This window comes from Leminorella grimontii ATCC 33999 = DSM 5078 (assembly GCF_000439085.1).
GTDB classification, from domain to species: domain Bacteria; phylum Pseudomonadota; class Gammaproteobacteria; order Enterobacterales; family Enterobacteriaceae; genus Leminorella; species Leminorella grimontii.
In genome coordinates this window covers 15,686-35,630 of the sequence record NZ_AUUA01000022.1, presented here as the reverse complement: position 1 = coordinate 35,630, position 19,945 = coordinate 15,686, and the positions used below count along the sequence as shown (strand labels likewise).

Genomic DNA, 19,945 nt, shown 5'->3' with positions numbered 1-19,945 from the left:
AATCCCATCTGGGCACATCCGATGGCAAGAGGCCCTAAGGTCCCCCTCTTTGGTCCGAAGACGTCATGCGGTATTAGCTACCGTTTCCAGTAGTTATCCCCCTCCATCGGGCAGTTTCCCAGACATTACTCACCCGTCCGCCACTCGCCGGCAAAGTAGCAAGCTACTTCCCGCTGCCGTTCGACTTGCATGTGTTAGGCCTGCCGCCAGCGTTCAATCTGAGCCATGATCAAACTCTTCAATTAAAGTTTGATGCTCAAAGAATCTTTACTGTTAGTTCGTAATGAATTAACTGATGTTCACTCTTCAAGACTTTTATCTATCGTTTGCGCCGAAGCGCTGTTGGATAGTGTCCTGTGAGTGCCCACACAGATTGTCTGATAAATTGTTAAAGAGCGTGCGCCAGGGAAAAAACTTCCCGTGACGCGGGCTGCGTATATTACGCGATCCTATTTTGGAGTCAACGTCTTTCTACTTTGCCGCTATCGAATATCAAGTGTGAGCACGCTCACATCCCGTTCGATGGAGGCGCATTATAAGCGGCGGATCTTTTTGTACAAGCCTTTTTTTTACCAAACGATTTAGATGCTTGTTTTTTGTTCTACTCATACGCCAAACGGTCTCTTTTTAAGCTAAAAAAGACAATAAACGATCCTTTCTATCTGAAAAGGATCCAGATAACCTTAAACTTCCTTTTTGTATTAATAATGAGTAAAGCTTTCATTATGTCTAAAACTCTCCGTCCTTATCTTCAGCATTCCCCTAAAATCGGCGAGCGCGTTATGCTTGACGAGAGCAGCGTTATTATTGGTCAAGTTGAACTGGCTGATGACGTCGGCATTTGGCCTATGGTTACGATCCGCGGTGACGTTAACTACATACGCATTGGAGCAAGAACCAATATTCAAGACGGCTCAATTCTTCACGTTGCCAGCGAAATGGAGCATAGTCCTTCCGGGTTCCCGCTGATTATTGGAGAGGAAGTGACCGTTGGCCATGGAGCAATCCTCCACGGTTGCCAGATTGGAAACAGAACGCTAATCGGTATGGGCTCTCGCGTTCTTAACGGTGCCATCATTGAAGATAACGTTATGCTGGGCGCAGGGAGCTTAGTCGGCCCAGGCAAGCGTTTAGAAAGCGGCTTTCTCTATTTAGGCAACCCGGCGAAAAAGGTCAGACCCTTAACGGAAGAAGAAATGGCCTACTTCGCAACCTCCGCCAAACACTACGTTAAGCTGAAAGATAATCATATGAAGAGCTAAATCACGATCCAACCGTCCGCATTGAAGTCTTGATCTTCAATGCGGGCTACCAGCTCCTCTTCCAAATCCCACCGATGGCGTTTAAACAAAGAAAGGCATGATTCCGGATCGCCTGCATCGGCAAAACGTTGCATTAGAAAGCGCCGAGTTACGCAGCAGTTAATCTGAAATCCGCTGACAAAGGCAACCACATATACGCCAGAATAGTTCTCATCCCAACGTTCGCCTTCGGAAAAAAGGATCGCCTGGTTCACGATGACAGCTCCTTTCTCAGTTCAACCATTACGGACTCAACTTCCGGCATTACACCATTCCAAAGATAAAAAGCGTGGGCGGCTTGCCCCACCAGCATGCCTAATCCATCTGCATAGCGGGTAACGCCAAGAGAGATAGCCCACTCGATAAAAGGCGTATGGCCCACCTGATAAAACATGTCATAGCAGGCAGTCTCGCGGGAGAGTAACGAACCGGGTATAGGGGGAAGCTCCCCACTAATCCCCGTTGACGTAGCGTTAACGATAAGATCGAACGCCCCCCCTTCCAGCTCGATAAACTCCCGACTGGATATATTCCCCAACGAGGAAAACTCATTGGCTAAAGCCGCAGCCTTCGATGCCGTACGGTTAGCGATGACTAACTCACAGCCGTACGCCAAAAGAGGCTGAATGACGCCTCGCGCAGCGCCACCGGCACCAATTAGCAGAATTCGTGAATCACCTTTAATCATTTCAAGACGAATAAGATCGCTCAAAAGCCCAATGCCGTCAGTGTTATCCCCTAATAGCCGACCATCATCAGTACGGCGGATCGTATTCACCGCGCCGGCACAGGCCGCTCTTTCAGTGAGCTCATCACACAGCGCGAAGGCCCGTTCCTTAAACGGCAGGGTAATATTCGCACCTAAAGCGCCAGCAGAAAAAAAGTCTCTCAATTCCTGCTCAAACCCTTCCAACGTTGCCAGACGGGTTACGTAATTCAAAGGAATTCGAGTGCTCTCACCAAATAACCCATGAATTTTCGGCGACTTACTGTGTGAAATCGGGTTTCCAAAAACGGCAAAGTCTCGCATACGTCTCCTGTTATTTATCCTTGACGAAACAGCTTTCCAGTAAGTGCATCCCGAATTTCTGAAGGGTTCTGCCGCCCACCGACCTGCCCAACCAGTACAGGGAAATCATCACCAAACTGCTCGCGCACGCCCTGAACCGTTCGGCAAGGTTCCAGGCCGCTTAGATTGGCGCTGGTAGAGACCAAAGGCTTGCCGAAGGCCCGGCACAGTTCACAAACGAGTAAGTGATCGCTCACTCTTACCGCTAACGTATCAAAACGCCCCGTTAACCACTTGGGCGTCGTCACCTTAGCGGGCATAACCCAGGTTACTGGCCCCGGCCAGCAAGAGAAGATCTCATCTTTTTGTTCTTGGGTCAGCCTTTCATCGTCGACATAGGGCCGAAGTTGTTCATAATCGGCAGCGATAAGTATCAGGCCTTTCTCCCAAGATCTCTGCTTTATTTTAAGCAAATCCATTACCGCAGATTCAGAATCGGGATCGCATCCCAACCCAAATACCGCCTCAGTTGGATAAGCCACTACCTGCTGCTGACGCAGTCGATCAACTATCGTGTCTAAATTATCTGTCATTTTCTGTCGTAACTTCTTTACCGCATAGTTTGCTGGCGCAAAACAGGCGAGGCCCCTTTGCCGTTCGCTTCTCAAAAAGTAAAGGATAGCCGCAAACCGGGCACGTGGCCGCAATGGGCGTATAATTAAGCGTAAATTGGCATTCTGGATACCTATCGCAAGCATGAAAAACCTTACCGTATCGCGATTTACGCTGTAGCAAGCGTCCCGTTTTACACTGCGGGCAAGCTATCTGCGTCTCATCAGGCTTATCAATAGAGGCAATATATTCGCAACCGGGATAGGCGCTACATCCTATAAACATACCGTAGCGCCCCTGACGCAGCACCAAAAGCTCACCGCACTGCGGACAAAATTCTCCATCCAGCACTTTGACGATATGACCGTCATTTTGAGGCTTAAGAGAGTGAATATACGTACACTCTGGATAGCGGGAACACCCTTGAAAAGGCCCCTGCTTTCCGCTGCGGATGACTAAAGGCGCACCGCAGTCGGGGCAGGCCTCTTCACTCTTGGCAGTAAATAATGTCGTCTTGCTCATCCCACAACCACCCATTATCTGTGCTTAGCCCTAATATCATTTCGGCTACGGAATAACGATGCCAACAGTCTACCCGATCGGGGACATTTTCCCATCGGCTTATTTATCGGTTGATAACATACCCCCCGGAAACGCTTTTTATCCATTCAGACAATTCCAAATCAACAAGCTGCACCGTAACCTCAGCTATCGATAGATTGGCCCTTTGCGCAATGAGATCAACGGGAAGGGGCCTACTCCCTATATATTGCAACAGCGGCGGTCGCTCTTCATTTAGTCCCGGTGCACCGCCGACGGTTATTGACCGCTCAGGCGGAGTCAGCGCTAACCAACGTAAGGAACCGTTCAGGTTTTCAACAATATCGGCAGGGCTGGCCACCAGCATCGCGCCCTGCTGAATCAGGCTATGTGTCCCACTGCAGTTTTCATTATCTAAAGGCCCTGGGAGCGCAAAAACTTCTCGCCCCTGTTCCAAAGCATATTTCGCCGTAATCAACGAACCGCTCTGTGCTTTGGCTTCAACGACCAAGACTCCCAGACTTAGGCCGCTCACTATCCGATTTCTGCGGGGAAAATTTTCCGCTTTCGGGGCTTCAAACGGTAAAAACTCCGATACCAGCGCCCCTCCTCGCTCAACGATCTGTCTCGCTAAAGAAAGGTGGCTTTTGGGATGCAACTGGTCAAGGCCGCTGCCCAAAATGGCCGCCGTTGAGCCGCCAACGGCCAATGCCCCACGATGGCTAATGCCGTCAATTCCCAACGCCAGCCCGCTTGTAATAACAAAACCACAGCCGGCAAGCTCACCGGCGAAATAGTTGGCCCACTGTTCGCCATAGCGGCTAAAACGCCGGCTGCCAACCATGGCAATTTGCGCCTGATGCAAAACGCTGGCATTGCCTTCGACAAACAGGGCGATTGGCGGTCTGGAAATCGCCCGGAGCAATGGAGGATAGGCCTCATCGCAAAACGCGATCAGTTGACGATCGTCACCCTCCAGCCAGTCAAGCGACTTGGCTAAATCGTATTTATCGACTTGACCAAATTGTTCACACTGTTCAGCGCTAAAACCAAGATGTTGCAGCGTACGTACGTCAAATATCATTCCTTCCGTTGCCGTTAGTTGCTTAATGTGGGGCCATTTATGCCCTGAGATCATTAAAAGGCGCAGCCACCATTCTTCTTTCGTCATTACGTCCGCCGTTACCGCTTTCTCACATTTAAGCGAAGGTTAAAAAAGGCGACTGTTATACGCCAACTCGCAATCAGTAAATCTGACGTCGTTTCGCCATTTTTTTCTTTGTTTGCACAAACGTGTTCTTTTTTCTCGAGGCATCGCGCATAAGCGTTCAAGTAACCTCAGGCGACCGTGAGGCTATCGCTCCAATAGTTGACTGATACTGTCAATCATCGGCAGAAACGACTAGAATAGAGGCGAATTAATCTATTTATTAAGCGGCGACGTAACGATATATGGCAGTATTACCCGTATTACATTTTCCCGATGAGCGGTTACGCACTAAGGCAAAACTCGTTGAGGAAGTGACCCCAGAAATCCAACGCATTACTGACGACATGTTGGAAACAATGTATGCCGAAGAGGGTATTGGCCTCGCTGCAACGCAGGTCAATATTCATCAGCGCATTATCGTCATCGACGTGTCGGAAAATCGCGACAGGCACTATGTGATTATCAATCCTGAGGTGATTGAAAAATCGGGCGAAACCGGTATCGAAGAAGGATGCCTTTCCGTTCCGGAATCTCGAGGCTTTGTTCCCCGCGCCGAGTCTATTAAAATCCGCGCGCTGGGCCGCGATGGCAAGCCGTTTGAACTGGAAGCGCACGATCTTTTAGCTATCTGCATTCAACACGAGATGGACCATCTGGAAGGAAAGCTGTTCGTTGACTATCTGTCACCCCTCAAGCGCCAGCGTATTCAGCAAAAGCTGGAAAAGATTGCCAGACAAAAAGCGCGAGAAGCGCGTTAATCTACGTCAGGCTTATCTCGATTTTATAGGAATTGCCCGTGTCTGAACCTTTGCGAATCATTTTTGCCGGCACTCCCGATTTTGCAGCGCGTCATCTTGATGCGCTGCTTTCGTCTCGCCACACGGTTGTCGCTGCGTTTACTCAACCAGACCGCCCGGCAGGACGTGGTAACCGGCTTACGCCAAGCCCGGTTAAAGAGTTGGCGCTGCGACATCAGGTGCCCGTATTCCAGCCCGCCTCATTGCGCCCGGAAGAAAACCAGCGTTTGGTCGCTGAGCTTAACGCGGACGTCATGGTCGTCGTAGCCTATGGTTTGATTCTTCCTCAGGCCGTGCTCGACATGCCGCCTCTGGGATGCATTAACGTTCATGGGTCCCTGCTGCCGCGCTGGCGCGGTGCGGCGCCGATTCAGCGTTCACTGTGGGCTGGCGACGCCGAAACGGGCGTGACCATCATGCAAATGGACGCGGGTCTGGACACCGGCGATATGCTGTATAAGCTTTCCTGCCCAATTTTAGCGGAAGACACCAGCGCCACGCTGTATGACAAACTGGCGGAGCTTGGGCCACATGGGCTTCTGGAAACGCTTGAACAGTTAGCCAGCGGAACCGCCGTTGCGCAAAAGCAGGACGATTCTCAGGCAAACTATGCGCAAAAGTTGAGCAAAGAAGAAGCTCGATTGGATTGGACGCTCAGCGCCGCCCAGTTGGAACGCTGTATTCGCGCCTTTAACCCATGGCCGGTAAGCTATTTCACTATTGACGAACAGCCGGTCAAAGTCTGGGCCGCTACGGTCATCGACAAAAAGATTACCGAAGCGCCGGGAACGATTATTGCGGCCGATAAGTCGGGCATTCAAATTGCGACAGCCGAAGGCGTACTTAACATGACCCAGCTGCAGCCGGCGGGTAAAAAGGCGATGTCCGCACAGGACATCCTGAACTCTCGCCGGGAGTGGTTTATCCCGGGCAACCGTATATCCTGACGCGCGCGCCGGTCATCACAGCTGGCGCGGTTACGCTTTCCCGTTTCGCAGGCCAACTGCCGCAACCGGACAACCTTCTATCTATGAAGAATAATAAATACAACCTTCGCGCGATCGCGGCAAACGCCATAGCGCAAGTTCTGGACAAGGGCCAGTCCCTTAGCAACGCTTTGCCTGAACTACAAAAACCGCTATCGGATAAAGACCGCTCTCTGCTACAGGAACTCTGCTTTGGCACCCTTCGTACGCTGCCCGAGCTTGAGTGGTACATTCACCGGCTAATGGATAAGACGCTGACCGGAAAGCAGAGGCCGTTGCACTATCTGCTGCTGGTCGGCCTTTACCAACTGCTCTACACCCGGATCCCCCCTCACGCTGCCGTTGCTGAGACGGTAAACGGAGCGATCGCCCTAAAGCGCCCGCAAATGAAGGGATTGATTAACGGCGTCATGCGCGAATTCCAACGCCAGCAGCAGGCGTTAACCGAACGACAGCAGCAGCAAAAAAGTCGCTTTCAGCATCCGTCATGGCTATTGCAGCGCATTCAAGAAGCGTATCCCGATAAGTGGCAGCCGATTGTCGAAGCCAATAACCAAAAGCCGCCTATGTGGCTAAGGGTTAATCGCCAACATCACAGCCGTGACGACTATCTGTCGTTACTTCAACAGGCGGGCATAGAAGCCTTTACACACGTCGACTATCCTGACGCCCTGCGTCTGGCTACGCCGAATTCGGTCAATCAGCTTCCCGGCTTTAGCGAAGGCTGGGTTACCGTTCAGGATGCCTCGGCGCAGGGCTGTATTCCTTTTCTTGCTCCTCAAGACGGCGAAAACATTCTGGATCTGTGCGCTGCCCCCGGCGGGAAAACAACGCACATCCTGGAGGCAGCTCCACAGGCTAACGTTACCGCAGTTGACGTTGATGAAACGCGCCTTAAGCGCGTCCATGAGAATCTGGCTCGGCTGGGGCAACGCGCGAAGGTATGCGTCGGCGACGGAAGGGACCCGCAGTCCTGGTACGAAGGGCAGACTTACGATCGCATACTCTTGGATGCCCCCTGTTCTGCGACCGGCGTTATCCGCCGCCATCCCGATATCAAGTGGCTCCGGCGCAGTAGCGATATTGACGAGCTGGCCTCGCTGCAAAAAGAGATCCTCGATGCCGTTTGGCCGATACTGAAACCCGGCGGCACGCTGATTTATGCAACCTGCTCTATTCTTCCTGAAGAAAACAGGCTACAAATAGAAGAGTTCATCAAGCTCCATCCCGACGCAAGGCCAACGGCGATCGACGCCTCTGGGGCGACATATCGCCAGAATTTGCCCGAGCCGGAAGGCGGAGACGGCTTTTTCTATGCCAAGCTGACAAAAGCATTAACGTAACGATCGCGGTGAGGGGCTATAAAGCCCGAAAGAGAGCATCATGAAAATTATCATTCTCGGCGCAGGCCAGGTCGGCGGAACGCTGGCTGAAAACCTGGTGGGAGAAAACAACGACATTACGCTGGTAGACAGTAATATCGTTCGTCTGCGTCAGCTGCAGGATAAGTTCGATCTCAGGGTCGTTCAGGGACACGCCTGCCATCCTCGCGTACTGCGGGAAGCGGGCGCTGACGATGCCGACATGCTGGTTGCGGTGACTAACTCCGATGAAATCAACATGGTCGCCTGCCAGATTGCCTATTCCCTGTTTAATACGCCTAACCGCATAGCCCGCATTCGCTCTCCAGAGTATCTGCGTGAAGAAGAAAAGCTGTTTGAGCCTGAGATTATCCCGGTCGATCACATTATCTCGCCGGAAAAGCTGGTGACGGACTACGTTTATAAGCTGATTGAATATCCCGGCGCGCTGCAGGTGGTTAACTTTGCCGAGGACAAGGTCAGCATCGCAGGAGTAAACGCTTACTATGGCGGCCCTCTGGTCGGTAACGCGCTTTCGTCGCTGCGTGAACACATGCCCCACATTGAAACCCGGGTCGCCGCCATCTTCAGGCAGGATCGTCCTATTCGTCCGCAGGCGTCGACCATTATCGAGGCAGGAGACGAGGTCTTCTTTGTCGCCGCAACCGAAAACATTCGCGCCGTCATGAGTGAACTGCAGCGGCTGGAGAAACCCTACAAGCGCCTGATGATCGTCGGCGGTGGCAACGTCGGCGCGGGGCTGGCCAGGCGGCTGGAAAAAGACTATAGCGTCAAGCTGATAGAACGAAATCCGGAACGCGCGGCAGAACTTGCCCAAATTCTACAGGATACCGTCGTTTTCTGCGGCGATGCGTCCGATCAAGAGCTGCTGTCCGAAGAGCACATTGAGCAAATCGATCTGTTTATCGCGCTCACTAACGATGACGAAGCCAACATTATGTCCGCGATGTTGGCCAAACGGCTGGGCGCTAAAAAGGTTATTGTTCTTATCCAGCGCCATGCCTACATCGATCTGGTTCAAGGCAGCGTCATCGACATCGCGGTTTCTCCTCAGCAGGCCACGATATCCGCACTGCTAGGACACGTACGTAAGGCCGACATCGTCAGAGTGTCGACGCTGCGCCGCGGCGTAGCTGAAGCTATCGAGGCCGTTGCTCACGGCGATGAGACAACCTCCAAGGTGGTGGGAAGGCAGGTCGAAAACATCAAGCTTCCGCCGGGAACAACCATTGGCGCGTTGGTCAGAGGGGATGACGTTATTATTGCCGACAGAACTACCGTTATTGAACAAGGCGATCACGTTGTGATGTTCTTGGCCGATAAGAAATACATTTCCGACGTAGAGCGTTTGTTCCAGCCCAGCCCGTTCTTCCTATAAAACGTACGGCGCCGCCTTTTACGGCGGCGCGTTCTTCGCTCTATTTATCATTAACATGATGGCAAAATATGCATGCCTTGTTATGCTTAGAGCATTGGTTTTAATAAAGGTACTTATTTATGAGCTTACTTAAAGAGTTTCGCGAATTCGCTATGCGGGGCAACGTTGTCGATCTTGCCGTCGGTGTTATCATCGGCGCCGCTTTTGGCAAAATCGTCTCTTCTCTGGTTTCTGACATTATCATGCCGCCGCTGGGCCTTCTGATTGGCGGAATTGACTTTAAACAGTTTTCGCTGGTGCTACGGGAAGCCAGCGGGGACGTTCCCGCCGTCGTCATGAACTACGGCGTATTCATCCAGAATATTTTTGATTTTATCATCGTTGCGTTCGCCATTTTCATGGCTATCAAGCTTATTAATAAGCTGCGTCGCGAACAGCCTAAAGAAGAAGCCGCACCGCCGGCGCCGAGTGCAGAAGAAAAGCTGCTGACTGACATTCGTGACATTTTAAAAGAGCAGAAAAGCAAATAATAAATAACCTCACCATATCTGAAGCCCCGTTCACTCAACAGTGAGAGGGGCTTTCTCTTTTACATCCAACGCATTCTTCTTGAGCCTCCTGCCTTTTCACACATTTATTCATTTGCACAAAAATAAATGCTCAAAAAACGGCCTACAGAATAGATTAACCACACATTAAATTATTTTTAACAAAATATGACAGCTGACACGCAACACCTGACGTAAAAACCATTGCTTACCGTTGGCATTTTTCACAACGCGCCCCCAACAGAGAGCAGAACAGGATGTGAAACCTTCCTCGTTTTTCCTACGGTCCGATTTTCTATACTTTCCCCGGTCAGAAGTCGAACAGTAGGGGTATCGGTCATGGGCACGTCATCGTTGGTCGTTCAAAACTTGTATCAAAGCTTGGAGCATAGCGTAGAAAGCAGGCCTGACGGCACCGCACTGTTTTTTGAAGGCCATAAGTATAGCTATCGACAGTTCCAGCACAGCGTGCAGGCGAGCCTGTTTTGCCTTACCGAACGCTTTAAACTACAAAAAGGCGACGCTATCGTACTCGCGCTGGGTAACCGCCCTGAGTTCTGCTTTCTGTTCTATGCCGCAATGGCGCTGGGCGTCGTCGTCGTTCCGCTAAGCACCAAGCTAAAGTCGGACGACAGCATGACGGTTTTGGAAAGCGTAGATGCTAAAGTCGTATTCTACGACCCGGACAGCCAGCCCTGGCTTAGTACTATTGCCAGCGAAACTCAGAAATCTCTGCGCGTCTCATTGTCCAATTGGCAGTTTATGGTGCGTAACGTAGACAATCAGGCCGTTGAGCGCTCACGGCCCCAGACGGCGGTGAATGCCGACGACGTTGCGGCGATTATTTACACTTCCGGCACCACGGGCTCTCCTAAGGGTGCGGCAATTACTCACAGTAACTTTCTGCACGCTATCAATGCTTATCGCCTTGCGCTTGGGCTTAACGAAAATGACAGTACCGTGCTGCCGATCCCCATTTGTCATATTACCGGCCTGTCCGCTCTGCTATGCCTCTTTGTTCACATTGGCGGTACTATTCATTTGCACCAACGCTTTAGTGCCGATGAGATCTTGCGGGCTATTGAACAACACGGCATCACCTTTTTACACGGCTCTCCCACTGTCTTTATCCTCCTGACTCAGGAGGCCGAAAAGCATGAGAAAAGCTACGACTACGCCAGTTTAAGAATGATTGCCTGCGGGGCCGGCCACTTAAATACCGGAATTATCGGAAGGCTGTCCGCGCTTTTCCCTCATACCGAAATACGCCCTATTTATGGGCTGACGGAAACCACGTCGCCGGCCAGCATATTTCCAATGGACGTTCGTCGAAGCGATAAAATAGGAAGCTCCGGACTCCCTATCCCTGGCCTGGAGTGCCAGATAAGAGACGACGGCGGCAGGCCGCTTTCTGCCGGAGAAACGGGGCACCTATGGTTAAAAGGTCCTGTAGTAATAAAGCGATATTGGAATAATGAAAAAGTTAATCGGCAATATTTTAACAACGGCTGGTTTTATACCGGAGATATTGCCTCTATCGATAAAGATAATTATCTCTTTATTAAAGACCGCAGCAAGGACATGATAAATCGCGGCGGTGAGAAAATTTACTGTATCGAAATAGAAAACCTTATATCTAATTATCCTGGCGTTAAGGATATTGCCATTGTTCCAAAGCACAGCGATATTTACGGGGAAGAGGCCGTCGCCTTTATTATTGCAGACAGAATGCGGCCGCTAGTCAGTGATAACATAACGCAATGGCTCTCCGAGAGGATCGCCAAATTTAAAATACCTTCAAAAATTATATTTGTGTCTGAACTACCCAAGAATGCCAATGGGAAAACGGATAAGGTCGCGCTGCGACAGAGAGCCAACTGTAGTTAATAAATAAAAGGACTCATACGCATTAATAAAAAGGAGAAACGTTCCTAGCTCTAACGTTAGCCTAAAAAGATAAAAACGCGTTTATTCAAGCGTAGGTCGGCTACACCCGAAAAATAATGAGGCTAATAACACCCTACACAGATTAATAACCTCTACACCGAGGGGAGAATATTAACCATGTCAAATATACAGTCAAAAGTCGCCTCGCTTAGCCAGGCGGCAATAACCAACGCAAAAGTGTATAAGCACTTAATGCCGCTGCTGATTATCGTCTACATCGTCAGCTTTATCGACCGTACTAACATCGGCATTGCCCGAGCGTCGATGTCTATCGATCTTGGGCTCTCCGCTACGGCCTACGGCCTTGGCGCCGGCCTGTTTTTCCTGACGTATTCCACGATGGAAATTCCCAGTAACCTGATTATGGCCCGCGTCGGGGCGCGCTTTTGGATCACCCGCATCATGATCACGTGGGGATTGATCTCCGCCGGGATGGCGTTTGTCACAGGCCCCGTTTCATTTTACGTTATGCGCCTGCTGCTTGGCGCCGCAGAAGCGGGCCTGTATCCGGGCATTATTCTTTATCTGACCTATTGGTTTGGCCGCCAGGAAAGAGCGCGCGCCGTGGGCATGTTCCTGCTCGGCGTCTGCATTGCCAATATTATCGGCGCCCCGCTGGGCGGCGCGCTGCTGATGCTCGACGGCGTCGGTGGGTTACACGGCTGGCAATGGATGTTTATCGTCGAAGGTGTTCCCGCCGTACTGCTAGCGTTCTACGTTTACGCCGTCTTGCCCGACAGGCCTCGCGATGCGAAATGGCTGACGCCGGAAGACGTCAACTATATTGAGACGACGTTGGAGTCCGAACGTCCCGTCGGCGTAGACAGGGACCAAAAATTCTCTTTTAAAACGGCGTTCACCAATAAGACTTTCTTGCTGATCGTCGCCATCTACTTTACCCACCAGATTTCCGTTTACAGCCTGACCTACTTTCTGCCGAGCATCATTCGCAACTATGGAGAAATGAGCACCTTCACGCTTGGGCTTTTAACCGCCATTCCGTGGATTGCCGCCGCGCTCGGAGGGTTTTTCCTGCCTAAGTACGCAAATACCGCTAAGCGTTCTCAAACCATGCTGATCTCCGGCTTTATGTCTATGGCTATCGGTTTCGTCATCGGTGCGCTGGGCGGACCAGTGCTTGGGCTTATCGGCTTTTGCATCGGCGCCTCTATGTTCTTTGTCGTTCAGTCGATCATTTTTACCTACCCGGCAACGCTGATGAGCGGAAATATGCTGGCCGGAGGGCTTGGTCTGCTGGCCTGTCTGGGGATCACCGGAGGCTTTGTCGGCCCCTACGTATTTGGCCTGCTGGAAGATATGACCGGCTCCCCTGGCGCCGGGCTATGGTTCGCCGTTGCGCTTTTAGCCTGTGCCACGATTGGTGCAGCCGTAGTGAAGCAGCCTCCCAGCGCTAAGGAAAACCAGAACGAGAGCGGAAATGCCCCTTCGGTACCAAACGACGCGCCCGTAACCGAACAACGTGGATAGTGAATAAACGCAGCTACACAGCAGAGGATTTATGAAAAGCAAAGTTATCACGGCACAGCAGGCCGCAGAACTCATCAAGGACGGCGCTACCGTCTGTACCATCGGTATGACTCTCATAGGCGCAGCCGAGTCTGTACTTAAAGCGCTGGAGAAACGCTTTCTTGAAACAGGTTCACCGCACGATCTGACCTACATTCACTCAGCAGGTCAATCTAACCGCGACCGTGGTAACCAACACTTCGTCCACCATGGAATGGTAAAGCGCATCATCGGCTCCCACTGGGGGCTCGCCCCCAAGTGGATGGAGCGAATCGCCGCCAATAGCGTTGAAGCGTTTTGTCTACCTCAGGGACAAATTGTCCACCTCTACGCCGCAATGGCGGCCGGTCAGCCGGGCTATCTGTCAAAAGTTGGGCTGGGCACGTTCATCGATCCCCGCCAGGAAGGCGGCCAAATGAACGACAGAACGCGCAGCCTGCCTCACTTAGTTGAGGTTGTGACAATGCGTGAAGAGGAATACCTGTTCTATCCCGCTATTGCGCTGGATGTCGTCATTATTCGCGGTACCACCGCCGATACTGACGGCAACCTGACCTGTGAAGAAGAGGCAATGAAGCTTGAAGTCATTCAGGCCGTTCTTGCCGCCAAGCGGTTTGGCGGCAAGGTTATCGCCCAGGTAAAAAATCTGGCGCAGAAAGGAACGCTTCACCCCAAACGCGTCGTCGTTCCCGGCAACTTTATCGATGCCATCGTCGTCTGCGATAACCCCCAAGAGGATCACCGCCAGACGTCCTCCTGGTACTACGACCCGGCCTACTGCGGAGAACTGGTTTCCCCGGTTGGAGAAACGGAAAGGCTGTCGCTGAACGTGCGTAAAGCTATCGGTCGCCGCGCCTGTCAGTTCCTCTATCCGGGATGCGTTATTAACTTGGGTACAGGAATACCCAACGACGTTATTGGCGTCATCATTCACGAGGAAGGCGCAGCCGAAGACGTCACTATCACCGTTGAATCGGGCATTTACGGCGGCGTACAGGCCGGCGGCATTGACTTTGGCATCGGAAAAAACCTGACGGCCATGATTAATCATCAGGAACAGATGCTCTATTACAACGGCGCCGGCGTCGACATCACCTACATGGGCGCGGGAGAAATGGACGCTAACGGACATATCAACGCAACCAAAATGGGTGACCGCTGTACCGGTGCCGGCGGCTTCATTGATATCACGCAAAACGCTCGCCACGTCGTGTTTTGTTCCACTTTCACAGCCAAAGGACTCGAGGTCGAGTTTCGTGACGGCAAGGTCAACATCGTGCAGGAAGGCACGGTGAAAAAGCTGGTAAAGGATATCAACCAGATTTCCTACAACGGAGAAATAGCCCGCGCCAAAGGGCAGAAAATGCATCTGGTCACCGAGCGCGCGGTTTTCGAGCTTACAGAACGAGGTCCGATGCTGATTGAAATCGCCCCCGGCATCGATCTGGAAAAAGACGTCCTACAGCAGATGGAGTTTAAGCCGCTGATCGCCGAACCGCTCGCGCTGATGGACCCCGCACTGTTCAAAGAAGAAAACTTCGGCCTCACGCAGGCGCTGGCCGCGGCAGCCAACCGCTAAACAGATTCAACATACTAAGGAGTACCCTATGTCATTAAGTAATAAAGTTGCCATCGTTACCGGCTCAAGCCGCGGCCTGGGTCGCGGCATCGCTCAGGTTCTCGCCGAGCGCGGCGCGGCCGTCGTTATCTGCGATGTCGATAAAGAGGGCGGAGAAAAAACGGCCCAAGCGCTCATTAAAGCTGGCCATAAGGCTATTTTCATTCCCTGCAACATCGCCAAACGTGAAGAGGTCAACCGTCTGTTTATCGAAGCAGAAGAAGTACTGGGACCAATAGACATTCTGGTTAACAACGCAGGTATCAACCGGGATGCCATGCTGCACAAGCTGACGGAAGAAAATTGGGATCTGGTGATGGACGTCAACCTTAAAGGCACCTTTTACTGCATGCAGGAAGCCGCCGTTCGCATGAGGGAGCGCGGAAATGGACGCATTATAAATATTTCTTCCGCCAGCTGGCTTGGCAACATCGGCCAGGCAAACTATGCCGCATCAAAAGCCGGCGTAGTGGGCCTAACTAAAACCGCCTGCCGCGAGTTGGCCCGTAAGGGCATAACCGTTAACGCCATTTGCCCAGGCTTTATCGAAACTGACATGACCAAAGGCGTGCCGGAAAAAGTCTGGGACATCATGGTAAGCAAAATCCCCGCAGGATACGCAGGCGATCCAAAGGACGTTGGCCAGTGCGTTGCGTTTCTAGCCTCCGATGAAGCTCGCTATATCAATGGCGAAGTGATTAACGTCGGCGGCGGCATGGTGCTTTAAGGAGATAGAAATGAAAAAGCCAAACGATATTGTAGTTGTTAGCGGCGTTCGCACCGCCATTGGTACGATGGGTGGAAGCTTTAAAGACATTCACCAACACGACCTCGGCGCTGCCGTCATTCGCGAAGCGGTGCAAAGGGCCGGGCTTAAGCCGGAGCAAATCGACGAAGTCGTGGTCGGCAACGTCGGCCAAATAGCCGAAAGCGGTTTTATTGCCCGCGTGTGCCAGCTACGAGCAGGGCTGCCCAACGGCACCACCTCCTACTCCGTTAACCGTCAGTGCGGATCGGGACTGCAGGCGATTGTCGACTGCATGATGGCGCTGCAAACCGGCAATGCGGACATCACCGTCGCCTGCGGTACGGAGAACATGACGCAGCTCCCCTTCTACATTCGCAAAGCGCGCTATGGCTATCGCCTCGGCGACGGCGAACTTCAGGACGGTATCATTTCCATTCTGACCTGGCCGGAGGGGCCTTACCACAACGGTATGACCGCTGAATTCGTTGCCGAACGCTTTAATATCACCCGCGAGGAGATGGATGAATTCGCCTGGAGCAGCCAGCAAAAGGCCCTGGCGGCCATTCAAGCCGGCCATTTTGAATCGCAGATCCTCCCTATCGAAGTGCGTGAAGGTAAAACGACCCGAGCCTTTAGCGTAGACGAGCATCCGCGCGATACGCCAAGGGAAAAATACGCACAGCTGAAGCCTGCGTTCAAAAAGGACGGTACGGTAACGGCGGCCACCTCATCAGGCATCAACGATGGCGCAGGCGCTTTGGTTATCACGACCAGAGCAAAGGCTGAGGAACTAGGGCTCCCGATCCGTATGGTCATACGCGGCTGGGCCGTTGCCGGCTGTGAAGCCGAAATCATGGGCTTCGGCCCGGCGCCGGCAACCAAAAAGCTGATGAACAAGCTCAATATGTCCGTACATGACGTTGACCTGATTGAACTCAACGAGGCCTTCGCCGCGCAGTCGCTCGCCGTTATCAACGATCTCAAGCTCGATCCCACCAAAGTGAACGTTAACGGCGGAGCCATCGCGCTAGGACACCCGGTCGGCGCCAGCGGGGCGATCATCTCCGTCAAGCTGATGTATGAGATGGAGCGCCGCGGTGTTAATACCGGTTTAGCAACCATGTGCATTGGCGGAGGCCAGGGCATATCAGTGCTGTTTGAACGCGAACGGTAACGCGGTCGGGGGCGAAAGCCCCCGCCTATTCCCATTTCTGCCCCTAAGGATGCAAGATGAAAATTGTCATCGCCATTGATTCATTTAAAGGAAGCTGCAGCGCACTACAGGCCTGCCAAGCCATCGCCAGCGGCATCATGCGCTACCGTAAAGACATCGGCATCTATCAGCTTCCCATCGCTGACGGCGGAGAAGGATTACTACAGATCTTGGATGAGAGCCCTTCTCTCCCCGGAAAAGTAAAGCGCTCTCTGAACGTCATCGGTCCCTACGGGCAGGCGATTCAGGCCGAGTATTTCAGCCTTGAAGGACAAAAAACCATCATCGAAATGGCTCAGGCCTGCGGCCTTGAACTAACGCCTAAAGCACAGCGCAACGCGTCCAAGGCAAGCTCATTCGGACTGGGGCAGTTAGTAAGGCATGCGCTCGATGAGGGAAGCGCCCATATCATTATCGGCCTGGGCGGCAGCGCAACAAATGACGGCGGGATCGGCTTCGCACAGGCGCTTGGAGCGCGTTTCTATGACAAAGACGAACGGCTAATTCCTACACCGGCCTGCGGCGAAGACTTGATTCGGGTAGCGCGCATTGACGTTAGCCAACTGCATCCTGAAGCTTCAACCGTACGCTTTGAAGCCTCCTGCGACGTAAATAACCCACTGTTGGGTTCCACAGGAGCGACCTGGATTTACGGGCCACAGAAAGGCGCAAATACGGCTCAGCTTACCGAGCTGGAACGGGGAATGGAAAATTATCATCGAGTTCTTACGCAGGCGTTAGGCAGAGACGTTAATTCTACGCCTGGCGCAGGAGCCGCAGGGGGCATGGGCGCAGCCCTGCTTTGGTTCACGAACGCCACGCTAAGGCCAGGCATTGAACTGGTGTTGGAGCTACTAAACGCAAAGAAAATTATTAGCGACGCAGATCTGGTCATTACTGGAGAAGGCAAGCTGGATGAACAAAGCAGCTACGGTAAAGCGCCGGTTGGCGTCGCGGCATTGGCTGCGGCTAACAACAAACCGGTTATCGCCATCGCCGGTTCGTTGGGTGAGGGCGCAGCCCTACTCCATCAGCACCATATCGACGCCATGTGGTCAATCTGTCCGCGACCTATCTCGCTGGATGATGCAATGCAAAATGCACAGGCGCTGCTGGCCGATACGGCCGAGTCCTTAATCCGAACTCTGACGGTCGGTTCAAGACTTTCATCTCAATAATGAGACAAGCTCCGCGCCGGCTCGCGATTTCGCATTATGATTGAATAATGAACACTCACAGGACATACGCATGCTGATTTCGCCGGAACTCGCAAACACCATCGTTAAACGCGCGATGGGGATTATTCATCATAATGTAAACGTCATTGACCATCAGGGGATCATTATCGCCTCTGGTGAAAATCATCGGATCGGCGAGCGCCATGAGGTGGCCTATGAGGTAATCAAGAGCCGCCAGCGAATGACGATTGAAACGCCACAGCAGGCGGCAAAGTATCAAAACGTACAGCCCGGTATTAATCATCCGATTATCGTAGACGATCGGGTGGTGATGGTCATTGGCATCAGCGGCAATCCGGTCGCAATCGGCCGCTACGCCGAACTCGCTATTCTGGCCGCGGAACTGCTAATCAAACAGTCGCTGGATATTCGAGAAATCAACTGGCAGTACCGCATCAGAGACCTCTTGATAAAACAGTATATTGAGCTAAATGACGCGGAGCGCGAGAAAGATATCCTGTCTCAACTGGAACAACAGGACATCAGCCTGGAAGAAGCCCTCGTACCGCTGCTTATCAACATAGAAACCGGGGGCAACCTGCAGGGCAAAACGATTGATAACATCCTCAATGAGATGTCCAAGATCCTACAGTCCCAAAAGGTTATCCTGCTCAGCCATGACGAGATCTTGCTTCTTGTCTCCAACCCCAATCGTTCGGATCTGGCCGTAGACAAAATCAATGCATTTTTGGAAACGCAGCTCAGCCACTATACGATTGCCGTCGGCGTGGAATCAAACGGGCCGGGGGCATTTCGCCAGTCCATTTTTATGCTTAAAGAGATGCTGAGCCACGCAAGATCTTCCTACCCTGATTTGCGGGTCGTCTCCGGAAAGCGGCTGGCTTTTTGCGGCCTGTTAAGCGAGGCTAAGAGCAGCCACTTCACGCTCTACTACCATCATCATCTAAACAAAATGCTGGCTCAAAACAGCGGGCAAACGCTGCTTAAAACGCTGGCTGCCTATATAGACAACAATGCCGAAATCAACGCTACGTCGCAAAAACTCGGTATCCATCGCAATACGCTAAGCTATCGCCTTCACCAAATAAAGGAGATCACGTCGCTGGATCCTTTTGTGTTTAAAGAGCTTTGCCAGTTAACCATCGCCCTGCACTACTATCAGGAGGATAGCCGTTCAGAAAGGAATAACAGTTAGGCCAGAGCAGAAAGGCAGAAGGCTGGAGATAAAAGGACGTTTTCCCTCGTTTTATCTCCAGCCTCCCAGCCCGCTTTTCCTGCATGTTTTTCTTTACGCCGATAGCTGCCTTTCCCCTTTTCTGCTTTTTCTATACGCTGATGAAACAGCGGATCGTGGAGCAGCGCTTCCAGCGCGTTATGCCGGATTTTCCCCTTCTTGTGCTTATAGCTTGACATAGACACCTCATTAAGTCAGTCAGACGGTTATAAAACGCGCGCATCATAGATCAAAAAAAACAAACTGGCTATCGTTTCTTACGCAGGTCAACGCGGGGCAAATTGCTGGTCGCCCCCTGTTCCAGGGCCTCAAGAATAGAGCAATAGGCTGAGCTATGGGCCTTACCGCAGCATGCATCGCTGAGCCGCCTTAGGGAAGTCCGCATCTTTTCAAGCTCTTCGAGCTTTTGTTCAACTTCTGCCAGCCGAGCTTCAACGATCGATTTTGATTCCTGACAGGTATGCTGTTCGGGTTCAACCCGGATAGAGAGCAGCTCGGCTATCGACTCCAGCGTGAACCCAAGCTGTTTAGCATAGCGAATGAACTTCAGCCTCTGTAAGTCCTGTTCGGTGTACAGGCGATAGCCGCCTTCAGTACGAACGTCGTGAGACATCATATTCTGTTTTTCATAGTAGCGAATAGTATCCGGCGTTACCCCTGCCAGCTTGGCTATTTGTCCAATACGGTACATTGCGT

At 52.1% G+C, this 19,945-nt stretch carries 20 protein-coding genes and 1 rRNA gene; 13 read left to right on the top strand and 8 right to left on the bottom strand.

Translation table 11 applies throughout. The features are described from left to right. A 16S ribosomal RNA gene (locus G544_RS0116970) occupies positions 1 to 245 on the bottom strand; the annotation flags it as partial. A 480-nt stretch (positions 246 to 725) separates the two neighbouring features. On the opposite strand from G544_RS0116970, the gene G544_RS0116965 reads away from it, so the two are divergent. Continuing rightward, entirely contained in the window at positions 726 to 1,262 is a 537-nt protein-coding gene (locus G544_RS0116965) for a gamma carbonic anhydrase family protein (protein ID WP_027275702.1), read from the top strand. On the opposite strand, the gene G544_RS0116960 is transcribed toward G544_RS0116965, so the two are convergent. From G544_RS0116960 to dprA, 5 genes are all read right to left on the bottom strand, one after another. Then, positions 1,259 to 1,516, bottom strand: coding sequence for a DUF1488 family protein (locus G544_RS0116960; protein ID WP_027275701.1), 258 nt, complete (start codon positions 1,514 to 1,516; stop codon positions 1,259 to 1,261). The two genes, G544_RS0116965 and G544_RS0116960, sit on opposite strands and share 4 nt — an antisense overlap. After that, positions 1,513 to 2,331: a shikimate dehydrogenase gene (gene aroE / locus G544_RS0116955; RefSeq protein ID WP_027275700.1), complete on the bottom strand. Its 819-nt coding sequence runs from the start codon at positions 2,329 to 2,331 to the stop codon at positions 1,513 to 1,515. Before aroE ends, G544_RS0116960 begins: the two co-directional genes overlap by 4 nt. A gap of 14 nt (positions 2,332 to 2,345) precedes the next feature. Beyond that, positions 2,346 to 2,903 (bottom strand): L-threonylcarbamoyladenylate synthase type 1 TsaC, encoded by a 558-nt coding sequence (gene tsaC / locus G544_RS0116950; RefSeq protein WP_027275699.1) that lies wholly within the window; start codon positions 2,901 to 2,903, stop codon positions 2,346 to 2,348. After that, entirely contained in the window at positions 2,893 to 3,444 is a 552-nt protein-coding gene (locus G544_RS21840) for a DNA topoisomerase family protein (RefSeq protein WP_071783413.1), read from the bottom strand. Before G544_RS21840 ends, tsaC begins: the two co-directional genes overlap by 11 nt. A gap of 103 nt (positions 3,445 to 3,547) precedes the next feature. Next, on the bottom strand, positions 3,548 to 4,633 hold the full coding sequence (gene dprA / locus G544_RS20885; protein WP_051155811.1) for a DNA-processing protein DprA: 1,086 nt from the start codon (positions 4,631 to 4,633) through the stop codon (positions 3,548 to 3,550). A 281-nt stretch (positions 4,634 to 4,914) separates the two neighbouring features. Between dprA and def the strand changes: the two genes are divergently transcribed. The 12 genes from def to G544_RS0116885 all read left to right on the top strand — a co-directional run bounded on the left by def (position 4,915) and on the right by G544_RS0116885 (position 19,210). Then, complete coding sequence (def, locus tag G544_RS0116940; protein WP_027275698.1) at positions 4,915 to 5,430, top strand: peptide deformylase; 516 nt, start codon at positions 4,915 to 4,917, stop codon at positions 5,428 to 5,430. Between the two features lie 38 nt (positions 5,431 to 5,468). Beyond that, positions 5,469 to 6,416 carry a methionyl-tRNA formyltransferase gene (gene fmt, locus G544_RS0116935; protein WP_027275697.1) on the top strand — a complete coding sequence of 316 codons (948 nt, stop codon included), beginning with the start codon at positions 5,469 to 5,471 and terminating at the stop codon, positions 6,414 to 6,416. 83 nt (positions 6,417 to 6,499) lie between these two features. Then, positions 6,500 to 7,798, top strand: a complete 1,299-nt coding sequence (rsmB, locus tag G544_RS0116930) for a 16S rRNA (cytosine(967)-C(5))-methyltransferase RsmB (RefSeq protein ID WP_027275696.1) — start codon at positions 6,500 to 6,502, stop codon at positions 7,796 to 7,798. Between the two features lie 40 nt (positions 7,799 to 7,838). Further along, the gene (trkA, locus tag G544_RS0116925; RefSeq protein ID WP_027275695.1) at positions 7,839 to 9,215 is read left to right on the top strand and encodes a Trk system potassium transporter TrkA; all 1,377 of its coding nucleotides are present in this window, start codon (positions 7,839 to 7,841) and stop codon (positions 9,213 to 9,215) included. A gap of 119 nt (positions 9,216 to 9,334) precedes the next feature. Then, positions 9,335 to 9,745, top strand: coding sequence for a large-conductance mechanosensitive channel protein MscL (mscL, locus tag G544_RS0116920; RefSeq protein WP_027275694.1), 411 nt, complete (start codon positions 9,335 to 9,337; stop codon positions 9,743 to 9,745). Positions 9,746 to 10,102: 357 nt separating this feature from the next. After that, positions 10,103 to 11,650 (top strand): class I adenylate-forming enzyme family protein, encoded by a 1,548-nt coding sequence (locus G544_RS0116915; RefSeq protein ID WP_027275693.1) that lies wholly within the window; start codon positions 10,103 to 10,105, stop codon positions 11,648 to 11,650. Positions 11,651 to 11,827: 177 nt separating this feature from the next. After that, positions 11,828 to 13,198, top strand: a complete 1,371-nt coding sequence (locus G544_RS20880; RefSeq protein WP_051155810.1) for an MFS transporter — start codon at positions 11,828 to 11,830, stop codon at positions 13,196 to 13,198. 31 nt (positions 13,199 to 13,229) lie between these two features. Continuing rightward, complete coding sequence (locus G544_RS0116905; RefSeq protein ID WP_027275692.1) at positions 13,230 to 14,816, top strand: acyl CoA:acetate/3-ketoacid CoA transferase; 1,587 nt, start codon at positions 13,230 to 13,232, stop codon at positions 14,814 to 14,816. 28 nt (positions 14,817 to 14,844) lie between these two features. Then, positions 14,845 to 15,582, top strand: coding sequence for a 3-oxoacyl-ACP reductase FabG (fabG, locus tag G544_RS0116900; protein ID WP_027275691.1), 738 nt, complete (start codon positions 14,845 to 14,847; stop codon positions 15,580 to 15,582). Positions 15,583 to 15,592: 10 nt separating this feature from the next. After that, entirely contained in the window at positions 15,593 to 16,777 is a 1,185-nt protein-coding gene (locus tag G544_RS0116895) for a thiolase family protein (protein ID WP_027275690.1), read from the top strand. A 56-nt stretch (positions 16,778 to 16,833) separates the two neighbouring features. Beyond that, positions 16,834 to 17,994, top strand: coding sequence for a glycerate kinase (locus G544_RS0116890; RefSeq protein ID WP_027275689.1), 1,161 nt, complete (start codon positions 16,834 to 16,836; stop codon positions 17,992 to 17,994). Positions 17,995 to 18,064: 70 nt separating this feature from the next. Further along, positions 18,065 to 19,210: a CdaR family transcriptional regulator gene (locus G544_RS0116885; RefSeq protein WP_027275688.1), complete on the top strand. Its 1,146-nt coding sequence runs from the start codon at positions 18,065 to 18,067 to the stop codon at positions 19,208 to 19,210. Here the strand turns inward: G544_RS0116885 and G544_RS0116880 are convergent. Together G544_RS0116880 and zntR are read right to left on the bottom strand one after the other, a co-directional pair. Next, a complete protein-coding gene (locus G544_RS0116880) occupies positions 19,207 to 19,428 on the bottom strand; it encodes an alternative ribosome-rescue factor A (RefSeq protein ID WP_027275687.1) in 222 nt (73 codons plus the stop codon). The genes G544_RS0116885 and G544_RS0116880 overlap by 4 nt on opposite strands. A 68-nt stretch (positions 19,429 to 19,496) precedes the next feature. Further along, entirely contained in the window at positions 19,497 to 19,940 is a 444-nt protein-coding gene (gene zntR, locus G544_RS0116875; protein ID WP_027275686.1) for a Zn(2+)-responsive transcriptional regulator, read from the bottom strand. Between the last annotated feature and the right edge of the window lie 5 nt (positions 19,941 to 19,945).